The sequence below is a fragment of the Baekduia soli genome, from assembly GCF_007970665.1.
GTDB lineage: Bacteria > Actinomycetota > Thermoleophilia > Solirubrobacterales > Solirubrobacteraceae > Baekduia > Baekduia soli.
This window is the reverse complement of record NZ_CP042430.1, coordinates 4,281,219-4,295,487: the sequence shown is the minus strand read 5'-3', so window position 1 is coordinate 4,295,487 and position 14,269 is coordinate 4,281,219. Positions and strand designations below refer to the sequence as shown.

General features: G+C 74.6%; 16 protein-coding genes and 1 tRNA gene. 14 read left to right on the top strand and 3 right to left on the bottom strand.

Annotated elements, in window-relative coordinates:
• Positions 1 to 29: 29 nt before the first annotated feature.
• Positions 30 to 491: an Lrp/AsnC family transcriptional regulator gene (locus tag FSW04_RS20815; protein ID WP_146922135.1), complete on the top strand. Its 462-nt coding sequence runs from the start codon at positions 30 to 32 to the stop codon at positions 489 to 491.
• Here the strand turns inward: FSW04_RS20815 and FSW04_RS20810 are convergent.
• On the bottom strand, positions 488 to 1,144 hold the full coding sequence (locus FSW04_RS20810; protein WP_187368962.1) for a TetR/AcrR family transcriptional regulator: 657 nt from the start codon (positions 1,142 to 1,144) through the stop codon (positions 488 to 490). The genes FSW04_RS20815 and FSW04_RS20810 overlap by 4 nt on opposite strands.
• A 117-nt stretch (positions 1,145 to 1,261) precedes the next feature.
• On the opposite strand from FSW04_RS20810, the gene FSW04_RS20805 reads away from it, so the two are divergent.
• Genes FSW04_RS20805 through FSW04_RS20785 form a run of 6 tightly spaced genes read left to right on the top strand, consistent with a single transcriptional unit; the run spans position 1,262 to position 6,262 of the window.
• Positions 1,262 to 2,383, top strand: coding sequence for an amidohydrolase family protein (locus FSW04_RS20805; protein WP_146922133.1), 1,122 nt, complete (start codon positions 1,262 to 1,264; stop codon positions 2,381 to 2,383).
• Positions 2,380 to 3,477, top strand: a complete 1,098-nt coding sequence (locus FSW04_RS20800; protein ID WP_146922132.1) for an amidohydrolase family protein — start codon at positions 2,380 to 2,382, stop codon at positions 3,475 to 3,477. Before FSW04_RS20805 ends, FSW04_RS20800 begins: the two co-directional genes overlap by 4 nt.
• A gap of 1 nt (position 3,478) precedes the next feature.
• Entirely contained in the window at positions 3,479 to 3,655 is a 177-nt protein-coding gene (locus FSW04_RS27500) for a Rieske (2Fe-2S) protein (RefSeq protein WP_228430618.1), read from the top strand.
• A complete protein-coding gene (locus tag FSW04_RS27495) occupies positions 3,604 to 4,017 on the top strand; it encodes a Rieske (2Fe-2S) protein (RefSeq protein WP_407653004.1) in 414 nt (137 codons plus the stop codon). Before FSW04_RS27500 ends, FSW04_RS27495 begins: the two co-directional genes overlap by 52 nt.
• Positions 4,014 to 4,991, top strand: coding sequence for a PDR/VanB family oxidoreductase (locus FSW04_RS20790; protein ID WP_146922131.1), 978 nt, complete (start codon positions 4,014 to 4,016; stop codon positions 4,989 to 4,991). Before FSW04_RS27495 ends, FSW04_RS20790 begins: the two co-directional genes overlap by 4 nt.
• 44 nt (positions 4,992 to 5,035) lie before the next feature.
• Complete coding sequence (locus FSW04_RS20785) at positions 5,036 to 6,262, top strand: alpha-hydroxy acid oxidase (protein WP_146922130.1); 1,227 nt, start codon at positions 5,036 to 5,038, stop codon at positions 6,260 to 6,262.
• Between the two features lie 137 nt (positions 6,263 to 6,399).
• On the opposite strand, the gene FSW04_RS20780 is transcribed toward FSW04_RS20785, so the two are convergent.
• Positions 6,400 to 6,750 carry a nuclear transport factor 2 family protein gene (locus tag FSW04_RS20780; RefSeq protein ID WP_146922129.1) on the bottom strand — a complete coding sequence of 117 codons (351 nt, stop codon included), beginning with the start codon at positions 6,748 to 6,750 and terminating at the stop codon, positions 6,400 to 6,402.
• A gap of 93 nt (positions 6,751 to 6,843) precedes the next feature.
• Between FSW04_RS20780 and FSW04_RS20775 the strand changes: the two genes are divergently transcribed.
• The 5 genes from FSW04_RS20775 to FSW04_RS20755 are packed head-to-tail and all read left to right on the top strand — an operon-like array spanning position 6,844 to position 11,667.
• Complete coding sequence (locus FSW04_RS20775) at positions 6,844 to 8,298, top strand: potassium/proton antiporter (protein WP_146922128.1); 1,455 nt, start codon at positions 6,844 to 6,846, stop codon at positions 8,296 to 8,298.
• 53 nt (positions 8,299 to 8,351) lie between these two features.
• Positions 8,352 to 9,524, top strand: coding sequence for an NAD(P)/FAD-dependent oxidoreductase (locus FSW04_RS20770; RefSeq protein ID WP_146922127.1), 1,173 nt, complete (start codon positions 8,352 to 8,354; stop codon positions 9,522 to 9,524).
• 48 nt (positions 9,525 to 9,572) lie between these two features.
• Complete coding sequence (locus tag FSW04_RS20765) at positions 9,573 to 10,037, top strand: nuclear transport factor 2 family protein (RefSeq protein ID WP_187368961.1); 465 nt, start codon at positions 9,573 to 9,575, stop codon at positions 10,035 to 10,037.
• A 14-nt stretch (positions 10,038 to 10,051) separates the two neighbouring features.
• Positions 10,052 to 11,023 carry a hypothetical protein gene (locus FSW04_RS20760; RefSeq protein WP_146922125.1) on the top strand — a complete coding sequence of 324 codons (972 nt, stop codon included), beginning with the start codon at positions 10,052 to 10,054 and terminating at the stop codon, positions 11,021 to 11,023.
• Positions 11,020 to 11,667, top strand: coding sequence for an HAD hydrolase-like protein (locus FSW04_RS20755; protein WP_146922124.1), 648 nt, complete (start codon positions 11,020 to 11,022; stop codon positions 11,665 to 11,667). Before FSW04_RS20760 ends, FSW04_RS20755 begins: the two co-directional genes overlap by 4 nt.
• Before the next feature lie 47 nt (positions 11,668 to 11,714).
• Here the strand turns inward: FSW04_RS20755 and FSW04_RS20750 are convergent, their stop codons facing one another.
• Complete coding sequence (locus FSW04_RS20750) at positions 11,715 to 12,413, bottom strand: DUF892 family protein (RefSeq protein ID WP_146922123.1); 699 nt, start codon at positions 12,411 to 12,413, stop codon at positions 11,715 to 11,717.
• 93 nt (positions 12,414 to 12,506) lie between these two features.
• Here FSW04_RS20750 and FSW04_RS20745 point away from each other — a divergent pair.
• Both FSW04_RS20745 and FSW04_RS20740 read left to right on the top strand, forming a co-directional pair.
• Positions 12,507 to 12,579: transfer RNA gene (locus tag FSW04_RS20745), tRNA-His, on the top strand.
• 206 nt (positions 12,580 to 12,785) lie between these two features.
• The gene (locus FSW04_RS20740; RefSeq protein ID WP_146922122.1) at positions 12,786 to 14,258 is read left to right on the top strand and encodes an MFS transporter; all 1,473 of its coding nucleotides are present in this window, start codon (positions 12,786 to 12,788) and stop codon (positions 14,256 to 14,258) included.
• Positions 14,259 to 14,269: the final 11 nt, after the last annotated feature.

Genomic DNA, 14,269 nt, shown 5'->3' with positions numbered 1-14,269 from the left:
CGCCGCTTTCCGTCGCCTACGATCGGCCGATGGCCACGCCCGACCCGCTCGACCTGCGCATCCTGGTCCTCCTGCAGGAGGACGGCCGGCGCACGGTCGCCGACATCGCCGGACGCGTCGCGCTGTCGCCCACCGCGGTCAAGCGGCGCATCGAGCGACTCGAGGCGGCCGGTGTCATCACGGGCTACTCGGCCCGCGTCGACTACACCAAGCTGGGCTGGGGGATCGCGGCGTTCACCGAGCTGCGCTTCACCGGGACCACCAGCCCGGGCGACATGGACCGGGTCGCGGCCGGCATCCCGGAGGTCTGCGCCGTCTACACGACCGCGGGCAACCACGACGTGACCGCGCTCATCCGCGCGCGCAGCGTCGAGCACCTGCGCGACGTGATCCACCGCCTGCGCGTCAGCGGGTCGATCGTCGGCACGCGCACGCACGTCATCCTCGACGCGCACGTCAAGGACGACTGGCACCCCGAGCTCGACGGCTAGGCGGAGGCGGCGTTCGGGGCGGCGGTGCGGGCGCCCATCGCGCCCAGGAACGTATCGGTCAGCCGGCGGCTGATCGTCTGCGGCGACCAGCCCATCGACTCGCGCAGGTCGAGCAGCTCGCGCGCGTAGAACATGGCGTTCCACAACAGGACCGCGAACTCCAGGTCGTCGGGGCCGTGGCCGAGCTCGTCCAGGGCGGACCCGATCGGCTCGGCGTACAACGCCCAGATCTTCACGATCGACGGGTCGCCGGCGCGGTAGCGGTGCACGATGCCCGCCAGCGAGCGCCCGTGGACCATCGCGCGGCCGCGCGACAGCGCGAGCTCCACGTAGTCGTCGCCGAGCGTGCGCAGCCCGGCGACGCCGGTGCGCTCGGCCTCCGGGCGCCGGGCCCGGGCGACCGCGAGATCGTCGACGAACGCGTCGAGGTAGGCGTCGACGAGGTGGTCGATCGAGCCGAAGTAGCGGTAGACCGTCGCCGTGGAGACCTCGGCCTCCCGGGCGACCTCGGCGAGGTTGAAGCCCTGGTGCTCGTGGCGGTCCAGCAGCCGTCCCGCGGCCTCGACCAGGCGCCGGTAGGTGATCAGGCTGTCGCGGCGCGTGGGGGCCGCCGGGCGTAGGCGGGTGGCGGAGGGCTGGTGGTGGGGGGACACTGTGTCGCGGCACTTGACCGCGGGCGCAACGGTGAAGTACGTTCGCAGAAGTCGGGAAATCATTCTCGACTCCGCCGTGGTCAGGCGAACGTAGCAGAGCGAGGTCAGGAGACGGAGATGAGTGAGACCGCAACCGCAGTCCGGCCGCAGGGCGGGCCGGCGCAGCGCGACTTCATCGTCGACTGCGACTCGCACAACCTGCCGACCCTGGACGACCTCAAGCCGTACCTGTCGCGGCGCTGGAGCGAGTACCTGGACACCTTCGGCCTGCGCACGCCCAGCGAGTACGGGATCGTGCGCGCCCGCTGGATGGCCTCCCGCGCCGACTCCTGGGGGCCGACGGGCAAGCCGCCCGGCTCGGACCCCGAGTTCTTCATCGAGCAACTGCTCGACGGCGAGGGCATCGACATCGCGATCCTCAACTCGATCATGATGGCCGGGCAGAACATGGTCGGCGGCGGCCAGCCCCAGGAGTTCACCAACGCCCTCATGGCGGCCACGAACGACTGGGTCGCCGAGCAGTGGCTGGATCGCGACGACCGCCTGCGCGCGTCGATCTGCACCCCGTTCGAGGACCCCGAGTCGCTCGTGCGCGAGGCCGAGCGCTGGTACGACGACGACCGCTTCGTGCAGATCCAGGTCCCGTTCCGCACCAACAAGCCGCTGGGCCACCGCAAGTACTGGGACCTGTACGAGATCTCCTCCGCGCGCGGCATGCCGCTGGCCCTGCACCCGGGCAGCACGGGCCAGAACCTCATCACCGGTGCGGGCTGGGTGACCTACTACTACGAGGACCACGTCGGCTTCCCGCAGGCGCTGTTCAATCAGATGGCCAGCATGGTGTGCGAGGGCGTCTTCGAGCGCTTCCCGGACATGAAGATCGTCATCCAGGAGGGCGGCTGGTCGTGGGTGGCGCCGTTCCTGTGGCGCTTCGACCGCGCGTTCGAGCAGCTCAAGGGCGAGGTGCCCCACCTGCAGCGCCGGCCCTCGGAGTACATCCGCGAGCACTTCTGGTTCACCACGCAGCCCATCGAGGAGCCCGAGCGCCCCGAGCACTTCGGCCAGGCCCTGGCCGCGCTGGACATGCCCGGCCGGCTGCTGTTCTCCAGCGACTACCCGCACTGGGACTTCGACCCGCCCTCGGCCCTGCCGACGTCGCTGGACGACGACCTGCGCCGCGGCATCCTCGGCGAGAACGCGCTGGCCGTCTACGACCTGCCGCGCGAGGGCGTCCGATGACCGCCGTGCAGGCTGCCGTCGGCCCGCTGAACACCGGCAGCTGGACCGGGCCCACGATCGACGCCGACGTGCACGTCGCCGTGCCGGGCATCGACGTGCTGCTGCCCCACCTGGCCGACTTCTGGGTCGAGTACGTCCACGAGAGCAACTTCCAGATGCCGCCCGGTGCGTCGCAGATCTACCCGCCGGGCGCGCCGACGACCTGCCGGCCGGAGTGGCGGGCGGCCGACGGGACGCCCGCCGGCACCGACCTGGCGATGCTCCAGCGCGAGGTGCTCGACCCGCTGCGCGTCGAGCGCGCGGTGGTCAACTGCTCCTGGGCGGTGGACACGATCCGCCACCCCGACTTCTCGCTCGCGCTGGCTCGCGCGATCAACGACTGGCTCGTCGCCGAGTGGCTGGACCGCGACCCGCGGCTGCGCGCCTCGCTGGTCGTGCCCGGCCACGACCCGGCCGGCGCCGCCACCGAGATCGACCGCATCGGCGGGCACCCCGGGTTCGTGCAGGTCCTGCTGCCCTCGCACTCGATGCGGCTGTACGGCAACCGCCTGTGGCACCCGATGTTCGAGGCCATCGCGCGCCACGACCTCGTCGCCGGCGTGCACTTCGGCGGGCAGTCCGACGGCCCGCCGACGCCCACCGGCCACCCCGCCTGGTTCCTGGAGGAGCACGCGGGCGAGCTGCAGCTCTGGGCCGCGCAGCTGACCAGCGTGATCGCCGAGGGCCTGTTCGAGAAGTTCCGCACGCTGCGGATGACGTTCAGCGAGTCGGGCTTCGCGTGGATGGGCGGCACGATGTGGCGCCTGGACAAGGAGTGGAAGGGCCTGCGCCGCGACATCCCGTGGGTCGTGCAGCCGCCGTCGCAGACCATCCGCGAGCGCCTGAAGGTCACGGTGCAGCCGCTGGACGCCGGACCGCCCGAGCACTACGCCAACGCGATCTCCTGGATCGGCGCCCCGGAGATGCTCATGTTCGCCTCGGACTACCCGCACGCCCACGACCAGGACATCCAGCGCCTGCTCGACGCGGTGCCCGAGTCGGCCCACGCCGGGATCATGGGCGACAACGCCCGCGCCCACTACCGGGGCCTCTGAGATGGCGCGCCACGTCGTCGCGCGCGTCAGCGACATCCCCGAGCGCGGCCGGATCATCGTCACGCTGCAGGGCCGCTCCGTCGGCATCTTCCGGGTGCGCGACAAGTTCTACGCGGTGCTCAACCGCTGCCCCACAAGGGCGCCGAGCTGTGCCGCGGCTCCATCCTCGGCCACCTGACCGCCGACGCCCCGGGCGACCTGCGCTACGACGCCGAGCGCCTCATGATCCAGTGCCCCTGGCACGGCTGGGAGTACGACCTGGAGACGGGCCAGTCCTACGCCAAGGACAGCAGCATCCGGCCCTACCGCGTCGAGGTCGAGGGCGGCGAGGCCGTCGCCGACGAGCTCGAGCACGGCAAGGCCCACGCCCGCGAGCCCGGCGGTGCCGGCGAGCTGGCCCGCGGCCTGTCGGGCCCCAAGCTCGAGAAGGGCCCGTTCGTCGCCGAGACCTTCCCCGTCTCCGTCGAGGACGACTACCTCGTGGTCAGCATGCCCGGCCGCGTCCGGCCGCCGGCGGCGACCGCGGGCGGGGGCACGTGACGGAGGCCTCGACAGCGCCGGTCCTGGCGCCGGAGGCGACGTTCGAGCTCGTCGTCGGCGCGAAGGTCGAGGAGGCGCGCGGCGTCGTGTCGCTGCTGCTCGCTGCGCCCGACGGCGCGCCGCTGCCGGCCTGGGCCCCGGGCGCGCACATCGACCTCCTCCTGGCGCCCGACCTCGAGCGCCAGTACTCGCTCTGCAGCGACCCCGCCCAGCCCGCGCGCTGGCGCGTCGGCGTGCTGCGCGAGCCCGACGGCCGCGGCGGCTCGGCCCACGTCCACGCCGTGCTCAAGGCCGGCGACCGCGTCACCGCCCGCGGGCCGCGCAACCACTTCCGCCTGGTCGAGGCCGAGCGCCACCTGCTCATCGCCGGCGGGATCGGGATCACGCCGCTGCTGCCGATGGCCGCGCAGCTGGCGCAGGCCGGCGGGGACTGGCGGCTGGTCTACGGCGGGCGCAGCGCCGACTCGATGGCCTACACCGCCGAGCTGGCGGCCCACGGCGACCGGGTCACGCTCTGGCCCCAGGACACCCACGGGCTCATCGACCTCGACGGGCTGCTCGGCACGCCGCAGCCGGGCACCGCGGTCTACTGCTGTGGTCCGGAGCCGCTGCTGGCCGCCGTCGAGGAGCGCTGCGCGTCCTGGCCGGCGGGCAGCCTGCACGTCGAGCGCTTCGCGCCGCGCCCCGGGGCGCTGGATGGTGAGCGCCGCCCGTTCCAGGTCATCCTGGACCGCAGCGGCGTCACGCTGGACGTCGCGGCCGACCAGTCGATCGTGGAGGCGCTGGACGCGGCCGGGATCGACGTCCCGACGTCGTGCCGCGAGGGCACCTGCGGGACCTGCGAGACCGAGGTCCTGGACGGCGAGCCCGACCACCGCGACTCCTTCCTGACCGACGAGGACCGCGAGTACGGCGGCACGATGATGATCTGCTGCTCGCGCGCGCTGACCCCGACGCTGACGCTGGACCTCTGAACGCCGCTGCTGTCCCAGGATCGACCCGAGGACGTCGAACACCCATGAACGCACGTGAGATGGCCGGCCTGCTGGACCTCGCCGCACCGCCCAAGTGGGGCACGGCACGGGTCCTGGCCGCCGCCCGCAACGTCGAGGACCTGCGCCGCGCGTTCCTGCGCCGCGTCCCGCGGGCGGTCGCCGACTTCGTCGACGGCGGCGCCGAGGACGAGGTCACCCTGCGGCGCAACCGCGAGGCCTTCGCCCGGGTCGTGCTCACGCCGCGCCAGTTCCAGGGCGTCGCGGCGACGGACCTGCGCACGGAGCTGTTCGGCTGCCCGAGCAGCCTGCCCGTGGCGCTGGCGCCATGCGGGGCCATCCGCGTCGTGCACGCCGAGGGCGAGCTGGCCGTCGCCCGCGCCGCGGCCGCCGCCGGCGTGATCTACACCGTGCCGTCCATGGGCTCCACCACGCTGGAGGAGATCGCCCGCGCCGTGCCCCCGGGGACGCCGCAGTGGTTCCAGCTCTACCTCTGGCGCGACCGCGGCCTGACGCGCGACCTCGTCGTCCGCGCCCGCGAGGCCGGGTACCGGGCGATGGTCGTCACGCTCGACACGCCGGTCTCGGGCGCGCGTGAGCGCGACATCGCCAACGGCATGAACATCCCGCCCAAGCTCACGCGCGCGGCCGCGCTGGACGCCGCCCGCCACCCGGGCTGGTGGTGGCGCTTCATCCAGAGCGCGCCGCCCTCGTTCGCCAACGTGACCGACCGCACGCCGAGCGCGGCCGACACCACCACCATGCAGTACGTCGCCGAGCAGTTCGACCCCGGGATCACGTGGGACGACCTGTCCACGGTGCTCGACGCGTGGGACGGCCCCGTCATCGCCAAGGGCGTGCTCTGCGCCGCCGATGCGGTCCGCGCGGTCGACGCCGGCGCCACGGGCATCATCGTGTCCAACCACGGCGGCCGGCAGCTCGACCGCGCCCCGGCGACCTTCGACGTGCTGGCCTCCGTGCTCGAGGCCGTCGGCGACCGCGCCGAGGTCCTCCTGGACTCCGGCGTCCGGCGCGGCGGCGACGTCGCCGCCGCCGTCGCGCTCGGCGCGCGCGGCTGCCTCGTCGGCCGGCCCTACCTGTACGGGTTGGGCGCCGGCGGCGAGGCCGGCGTGGCGCGCATGCTCGAGCTGCTTTCCGGCGAGCTGGCGCGGACCCTGACGCTCATGGGCGTGGCGACGCCCGGCGAGCTCGACGCGAGCTTCCTCGGCGCGGTGGCCGAGCACCAGCTCTAACGGCGGTCGGTGCCCGGGGCCCACGCCACGACGTGGCCCGCATCGGCCCGCGCGGCGACCGCCCCGGGCCCGGCGAACTGCCGGAGTCGGTGACCCGGGCGACGGGGGCGGCCATGGCGCCCGCGTCGTCGCCGCGCTCAGAGCGGTGTCTGCTGGTGCAGGGCCAGCCGCCACGTGCCGTCGCGGCGCACGTAGAGGCTCGTCATCAGCGCCTCGTAGCCGACCTGGGCCGTGCGCCGCCCGGTGAAGCGGTAGCTCAGCAGCGCGTGGTCGTCGCCGAGCGCCACGACGACGGGCTCGTGCAGCTCGAAGCTGCGCCAGCCGGGGGAGGCGTCCATCGCCGCGGCGGTCTCCTCGCGCGACAGGCGGGCGCCGGGCACCACGACGAGCGCGTCGCCGGTGAGGCGCTCGCGGTAGGCGTCGCCGTCGCCGGCCCCGAGCCGGCGCTCGAGCTCCAGCAGCGTCTCCAGCAGGCCGTCGTGGTCCATGCCGGATGACTGCCCGCGGGCGGGCCGGCCGATGCGCGGCTGCTACGGTCCGTGGCCGGTGAGCCGGGAAGCCTGGTCGGCGCAGGCACTCCCATGTCCGAACTCACCGACTTCGCGCTCATCGTCATCGTCGTCGCCGGCGCCTCCTCGCTGGCGATCGTGTCCACGCAGCTGGGCACGTGGCTGCCGGTCCCGGCGCCCGTCATCTTCCTGCTGGCCGCCGCGGGTGCCGCCGCGATCGTCCCCGGGCTGCGCGACGACCTCTCGATCCGGACCGTCGAGCGGGTGGCGGTCGTCGCGCTCATCGTCGTCCTGCTCAACGGCGGCATGGACATCGGCTGGCGCCGGTTCCGGGCCTCGGCGGTGCCCATCGTCTCCATCGGGGTGCTCGGCACGTTCATCACCGCCGGGGTGATGACCCTCGCCGCCCACTGGCTGCTGGGCCTGAGCTGGACGGCGTCGGGCGTCGTCGGTGCCGCGCTGGCGCCGACCGACCCGGCGGTGGTGTTCTCCGTCCTGGGCCGGCGGGAGATCGGCGGGCGCTCGGGCACGACGCTGGAGGGCGAGGCCGGCGTCAACGACCCGGCGGGGATCGCGCTCATGCTCGGCGTCATCGAGCTGGCCACCCACCCGGGCGGGTCGTTCCTGATCATCGTCGAGGACTTCGCCAAGGAGATGGCCATCGGGCTGGTCGTCGGCGTGGTCGGAGCGCGAGTGCTCGTCGCGGCGCTGCGGCGCCTGACGCTGGGCAGCGAGGCGCTCTACCCGGTGATGGTGCTCGTGCTGGCCGCCGTGCTCTACGCGGCGACCTCGCTCGTCAGCGGCTCGGGCTTCCTGGCGGTCTTCATCGCGGGGCTGGTGCTCGGCGACGCCACCACGCCCTACAAGCTGGAGGTCCAGCGCTTCCAGGGCTCGTTGGCCGGCCTGGCCGAGGTCGTCGTGTTCATCGCGCTGGGGCTGACCGTCGACATCGCCGGGCTGTCGGCCACGACCTGGCTGCACGGCGCGCTGCTGGCCGTCGTGCTCGCCGTGGTGGCGCGGCCGCTGACCGTCGCGGTGACGCTCGTGCGCACCGCGCTGTCGGGCCGCGAGCGCGTCTTCGTCGCGTGGAGCGGCCTGAAGGGCGCGGTGCCGATCCTGCTGGCGGCCTTCGCGGTCATCTCGGGCGTCGAGGGCGCACGGCAGGTCTACGGCCTGGTCTTCGTCGTCGTGCTGTTCTCCGTGCTCGGCCAGGGCACACTGGTCCCGTGGATCGCCCGGCGCCTGGCGATCCCGATGCACGAGCACCCCGCCCAGCCCTGGCAGCTGCACGTGCCGCTCAGCGAGGAGCCCGAGGGCGTGCACGAGTTCCGGGTCACGGCCGGCTCGCCCGCCGCGGGCGCGACGGTCGGCGGCCTCGGGCTGGGGGACGAGGACTGGGTGAGCTTCGTGGTGCGCGACGGCCGGACGCTGACGCCGCGCGACGGGCTCGTCCTCGCCACGGGGGACCGGGTGTTCGTGCTCGCCGACCCCACCCGCCAGGACGTCATCGCCCGGGTCTTCGGCTGAACGCGGCCGGCGCGCGGCGGGTGTCGCGGTCGCGCGGCGGGTAGCTCGCGCCCATGACCATCGACCTGCTCGTCGTCGGCGGCGGCCCGGCGGGCCATGGCGCCGCCGAGGCCTATCGCGATGCGGGAGGCGGCGGGCGCGTCGTCGTGCTCGCCGCCGAGGGACGGCGCGCCTACCGCCGGCCGCCGCTGTCCAAGGAGCTGCTGCGCGGGGAGGCCGAGGCGGAGGAGTTGGCGCTGGAGGCCGCCGCCCGGCCCGAGGGCCTGCGGGTCGAGTGGCGGGCGGGCACGGCGACCGCGTTGGACCCGCGCCGCGGCGCGGTCACGCTGACCGCGGGCGAGCGCCTGGCCTATCGCACGTGCGTGCTGGCCACGGGCGCCGAGCCCGTGCGCCCGGCCGTGCCCGGCGCCGACCTGCCGGGCGTGCACGTGCTGCGCGACGTGGGGCAGGCGCTGGCGCTGCGCGACGCGGCGCGGGCCGCTCGGCGTGCCGTCGTCGTGGGATCGGGCTTCATCGGGTGCGAGGCCGCCGCGTCGCTGCGCGCCCATGGCCTGCAGGTCACGATGCTCAGCGCCGACCGTGCGCCACAGCAGGCACGGCTGGGGGAGGAGGTCGCCGCGCGGCTGGCGGGCTGGCTGGCCGACGCCGGCGTGGCGCTGCGCGGCGGCTGCGAGTTGACCGCGGTGCGTGAGGGCGACGGCGGCCTGGAGGTCGTGGCGGCCACAGGCGCGCCGCTGCCCGCCGACCTCGTCCTGCTGGCCACCGGCGTGCGCCCCCGCACCGGCCTGGCACGCGAAGCGGGCCTGGAGCTCGCGGACGGCGGCGAGGTGCTGGCCGGCACCGACATGGGCACGAGCGCGCCGGGCGTCCTGGCCTGCGGGGACTGCTGCCGGGCGCGGCACGCGGTCGCCGGGCGCCACCTGCACGTCGAGCACTGGGGCGATGCGCTGGCCCAGGGCGCGGTCGCGGGCCGGCGCGCGTCGGGGGCGCCGGCGGCGTGGGAGGCCGTCCCGGGCTTCTGGTCGACGATCGGCGACCGCACGCTGAAGTACGCCGCCTGGGGCGACGGGTACGACGAGGTCCGCGTCGATGCCGGCGCCGACGGCACGTTCACCGCGTGGTACCGGCGCGGGGGCGCGTGCGTCGGGGTGCTCGCCCACGGCCGCGACGACGACTACGACGCCGGCCGGGAGGCGATCGCCTCCGGCGCGCCCTGTCCCGGCTGAGCCCGGACTGTCGCTTGTGACGACGCGCGGGCCCGTACGATCCGCGGCGTGGACGACCTTGAGCGGACCGTGGCCGAGCGCGCCTGCGAGCGCCTGATCGTCGACTACGCGCGCCTGGTGGACTTCGGCAACGCGAGCGGGATCGCCGACCTCTTCACGGAGGACGGCGTGTGGATCGGCTCCGACCTGCACCTCGACGGCCGCGAGGCCATCCGCGAGTGGTTCGTCGAGCGCGAGGCGCTGTCGCGCCGGGTGTCGCGCCACGTGTTCACGAACATCGGCGTCGACGTGCTCTCGCCCGACGAGGCCCAGAGCATCTGCTACATGATCAACTACCGGCGGGACCGCCGCGACGGCGGCGACGAGCTGCCGGTCGCCGGCGACATCCCCAAGTGGGTCGGCGAGTGCCACGACCGCTTCGCGCGCACGGCCGACGGCTGGCGCTTCACGCAGCGCCGCGTCGAGGTCGCCTTCCACCGTCCCTCGCGGCGCCCCGCGGCCGCCGAGGGCTGAGCGGCCGCGGCGGCATGCGTCGCCGCGTGCTGCGGGTCGCGGTCGTCCTGGCCGCGGCGGTGCCCGCGCTGACGGCCTTCGGGTGCAGCTCCGCCGATGACGACCCGGCCCTCGGCGCGACGCCCACCGCGGTGACGCAGGCGCCGGCGCTCTCGCGGCCGCGGCTGTGCGGGCCGCTGCGCATGACCGTGCTCGGCCGCGCGGCGGCACCGGCGGCGACCGAGCTGTCGGGCCTCGTGCTCAGCTCGGACCAGCCCGGCGTGCTGTGGACCCACAACGACTCGGGCGACCGGCCGCGGATCTTCGCGCTGCGCCCCGACGGGACGCCGCTGGCCGACCTCGCCGTGCCCGGGGCCGAGGCCGTCGACTGGGAGGACCTCGCGCTGGGCCCCGACCCGGCCCGGCCCGGCGGGCGGGCGCTGTACCTGGCCGACATCGGCGACAACCGCGCCACGCGCGAGACCGTGACGGTCTACCGAGTCCCCGAGCCGGCGGCCTCGGCGGCCGCCACGGGGTCGACCGCGCCGGCCGTCGCGCTGACGCTGCGCTACCCCGACGGGCCGCACGACGCCGAGACGCTGCTCGTGGATCCGCGGACCGGCGCGCTGGTCGTCGTCACCAAGCAGCTCTCGGGCGAGTCGGGCGTCTACGTGACCAGGGCGGCGCCGGCGGGGCCTGCCGAGCGCACGCTGCGCGCGGCCGGGACGCTGCACCTGGGCTTCGGCGGCTTGGCGACGGGCGGCGACGTCAGCGCCGACGGGCGCGTCGTCGTGGTGCGGACCTATGCCGCCGCGTTCGCGTGGATCCGCCGGCCCGGAGCCTCGCTGGCCGGCACGCTGCGTCGGGCGCCGTGCCGCGCCGGCGCGTCGCTGGCGGCCGAGGGCCAGGGTGAGGCGCTGGCGCTCTCGGCCCACGGGTCGGCGATGTTCACGGTGGCCGAGGGGTCGGCCTCGCCGGTGCGGCGGTACGCTCCGCGCCCCCGATGATCGCCGCCGACGCCGTGCTCTTCGACCTCGACGGTGTGCTCGTCGACTCCCGCGCCGCGTTCGTGGCGGCGGTCAACGGCGTGCTGGAGGAGCAGGGCCGCGCCCCGCGGCCCGCCGCCGACCTGCACCCGTTCATCGGGCCGCCGCTGCACCGCACGTTCGCGACGCTGGCGCCCGAGCTCGACGACGCCGGCCTCGACGCGCTCGTGCTCGCCTACCGCGTCCGCTACCGGGCGGGGATGGTCGCCGGGAGCCGCCTGTTCGACGGCGTCGCGGCGACGCTCGGGCTGCTGGCGCAGACGATGCCGCTCGTCGTCGCGACGTCCAAGGCCCATGCCCTGGCCCGCCCGCTGCTGGAGGCGCTGGGCATCGCCGAGCACTTCGCGGCCATCGTGGGCCCGTCGCTGCAGGCCCGCGACGAGTCCAAGGCGCTGACGATCGGCCGTGCCCTGCGCGACCTGCCCCACAGCCGCCGTCCCGTGATGATCGGCGACCGCAAGTTCGACGTGCTCGGCGCGCGGGCCCACGACGTGCCGTGCATCGGCGCGCTGTGGGGCGTCGGCGGCGAGGCCGAGCTGGTGGAGGCCGGCGCGGCCGCGCTGGCCGAGCGCCCGGAGGACCTGCCCGCGCTGCTCGGGGCCTGACCGGCGCGGCGCCCGCAGGCCGCCGCGCCGTTCGGGCCGGGACAGGGTCAGCTGCGCTTGGGGCGGGCGGGCCGCGCGGCGGTGGTGCTGCGCGCCGCCGGCTTGCGCGCGGCGGGCTTGCGGGCCGCCGGCTTGCGGGCGGCGGGCTTGCGCGCCGCGGCGGTCGCGGGGGCGGGGGCCTTGCGCTGAGCGGCCGGGATCTCCTCGCGCACGACCTGCTTGGTGAGCTGGGGGATGAGCCGCTGCAGGAAGCTCGCCATCCGCTCCTCCTGGCGGCGGAACTCCTTGGCCAGCCGCGCGGTGTCACGGTCCTGCAGCGCGGTGGCGAGCTCCTCGATGGCCAGGTAGTTGCCGATCTCCTCGAACTCGTTGAACAGCTCGGTCTTGGCGTTCTTGAGCAGGCGCTCGGCCTCGCCGGTCCCGCGCAGCGCCTGGAGCGGTCCCTGCGCGAGCGCGACGCCCTTCCTGGCCGCCGCCAACGCCTTGCCCGCCGCCTCGGAGGCGACGTCGGGGCCGGGGAGGTCCATGGCCTCGGCCCTGCCGCCGAGCTGCCTGATGCGCCGCTCCAGGCCCTTGGCCTGCTGGCTGGTCTCCTTCAGGTGCTCACGCAGACGCTTCTTGTAGGCGTCGCGCGTCGTCATCGCGATGTGCGCCCTCAGCGCAGTCTCGAGCTCCTTCTCCTTGCCGTAGGCCTCGTTCAGGTACTGGATGAGCTTGGCTTCGCGGACGGTCGGCTCGGCGGCCATGGTGCTTGCGCTTCCTCCTCGGGGGAACGACGGTGACGTTACGCCTCACACGGCTTCCCCGAGGGCCGAGCGTCTACACTGCCAACGCACCTGGTGGGCGTAGCTCAGTTGGTAGAGCTCCTGGTTGTGGTCCAGGCGGTCGGGGGTTCGAGTCCCCTCGCTCACCCCTCGGAAGGCCCCGCGCGGCGGGGCTTTTCGCGTTTCCGGCGGCGGACGCAGCGCCCCGGCACCGAGCTTGCCCTGCACGTGACGCACTCTGCGCCCGGGCCGCGCCGATCGCGCCCGCCGTGGGGCCAGGACGGCTCCGAGGGCCGCGCCGGGCCTCGGCCCTCCTCGGTCTGGCCCGGGCCGCGTGCTTCCTATAGTCGGGCGATGCCCGACGCCAGAACCCCCGCCGCCGAGCCCAACCGCTGGGCGGTGCTCGCGCTCATCGGAGTGGCGCAGCTCATGGTCGTGCTCGACGCGACGATCGTGAACATCGCGCTGCCGTCCGCGCAGCGCGACCTCGGGTTCTCGACCGGCAACCGCCAGTGGATCGTCACCGCCTACGCGCTGGCGTTCGGCAGCCTCCTGCTCGTCGGTGGCAAGATCGGCGATCTCTTCGGGCGCAAGTGGACGTTCGTCGGCGGCCTGATCGGCTTCTCCGCCGCCTCGTTCCTCGGCGGGCTCGCGCCCTCGTTCGGCGTCCTCGTGGCCGCGCGTGCGCTCCAGGGCGCGTTCGGCGCGCTGCTTGCCCCGTCGGCGCTGTCGCTGCTCACCGTGACGTTCGCGGGCTCGTCCGAGCGGGCGAAGGCGTTCGGCATCTTCGCCGCGGTCGCGACGGCCGGGGCGTCGGTCGGTCTGCTGCTCGGCGGCGTCCTCACCGACGCGCTCTCCTGGCGCTGGTGCCTGTACGTCAACCTGCTCATCGCCGTGCCGGCCGCGTTCTTCGCGCTGCGGCTGATCGTCAACGAGGCGCAGCCGCAGCGGCCGCGCATCGACCTCGTCGGCGTCGTTCTCGCCTGCGCGGGGCTGTTCGCGATCGTCTTCGGCTTCTCCAAGGCCGAGACCGACTCGTGGCAGGCGACGGCGACGGTCATCTCGCTCGCCGCGGGCGTCGTGCTGCTCGTCGCGTTCGTGCTGTCCCAGCAGCGCGTCGACCAGCCGCTGCTGCCGCTGCACATCGTGTGGAACCGTGCGCGGGGCGGTGCCTACGCCTCGATCGCCATCGCCGGCTCGGCGATCTTCGTCGTGTTCCTGTTCCTCACGTTCTTCATGCAGCAGAACCTCGGCTACTCGCCGCTGAGGACCGGCGTCGCGTTCCTGCCGATGACCGGGCTGATCTTCATCGTCGCGCCGACGGTGCAGACCAAGGTGCTGCCGCGGCTCGGCGTGCGGCCGATCATCCTGACGGGGATGGCGCTCGGCGCCATCGCGATGCTCGCGTTCTTCGCGCAGCTCACCCCGTCGTCGAGCTACGTGAGCCACGTGCTCCCCGGCCTGCTCATCATCGGCGTCGGGATGCCCTGCATCTTCGCGCCGTCGTTCGCCACCGCGACGCTCAACGTGGACCGCTACGAGGCGGGCGTCGCGTCGGCCATGGTCAACACCTGCCAGCAGGTCGGCGGTGCCGTCGGCACCGCGGTGTTCTCGACGATCTTCGCCAACGCCGCGTCGAGCTACGCCTCGAGCCACGCCGGCACCCCGGGCCTGGCCGCCGCCGCCGAGGTGCACGGCTACACGACCGCGTTCTACGCCGCGACGGTCCTGTTCGTGATCGGGTTCCTCGTGGCGCTGCTGGTGCTGCCGCGCCGCATCCGGCCCCAGCAGCAGATGGCCGCCGAGCCCGCGGCAGACCTCGCCTAGGCGGGCGCGTC

Excerpts from the sequence above, each read along its gene's own strand:
- FSW04_RS20780 (WP_146922129.1), bottom strand. The coding sequence starts at position 6,750 with ATGGACCACGACGGCCTGCTGGAGACGCTGCTGGAGCTCGAGCGCCGG.
- FSW04_RS27500 (WP_228430618.1), top strand. The coding sequence starts at position 3,479 with ATGGCGCGCCACGTCGTCGCGCGCGTCAGCGACATCCCCGAGCGCGGC.
- FSW04_RS20740 (WP_146922122.1), top strand. The coding sequence starts at position 12,786 with ATGCCCGACGCCAGAACCCCCGCCGCCGAGCCCAACCGCTGGGCGGTG.
- FSW04_RS20750 (WP_146922123.1), bottom strand. The coding sequence starts at position 12,413 with ATGGCCGCCGAGCCGACCGTCCGCGAAGCCAAGCTCATCCAGTACCTG.
- FSW04_RS20755 (WP_146922124.1), top strand. The coding sequence starts at position 11,020 with ATGATCGCCGCCGACGCCGTGCTCTTCGACCTCGACGGTGTGCTCGTC.
- FSW04_RS20815 (WP_146922135.1), top strand. The coding sequence starts at position 30 with ATGGCCACGCCCGACCCGCTCGACCTGCGCATCCTGGTCCTCCTGCAG.
- FSW04_RS20805 (WP_146922133.1), top strand. The coding sequence starts at position 1,262 with ATGAGTGAGACCGCAACCGCAGTCCGGCCGCAGGGCGGGCCGGCGCAG.
- FSW04_RS20785 (WP_146922130.1), top strand. The coding sequence starts at position 5,036 with ATGAACGCACGTGAGATGGCCGGCCTGCTGGACCTCGCCGCACCGCCC.
- FSW04_RS20775 (WP_146922128.1), top strand. The coding sequence starts at position 6,844 with ATGTCCGAACTCACCGACTTCGCGCTCATCGTCATCGTCGTCGCCGGC.
- FSW04_RS20760 (WP_146922125.1), top strand. The coding sequence starts at position 10,052 with ATGCGTCGCCGCGTGCTGCGGGTCGCGGTCGTCCTGGCCGCGGCGGTG.
- FSW04_RS20800 (WP_146922132.1), top strand. The coding sequence starts at position 2,380 with ATGACCGCCGTGCAGGCTGCCGTCGGCCCGCTGAACACCGGCAGCTGG.
- FSW04_RS20770 (WP_146922127.1), top strand. The coding sequence starts at position 8,352 with ATGACCATCGACCTGCTCGTCGTCGGCGGCGGCCCGGCGGGCCATGGC.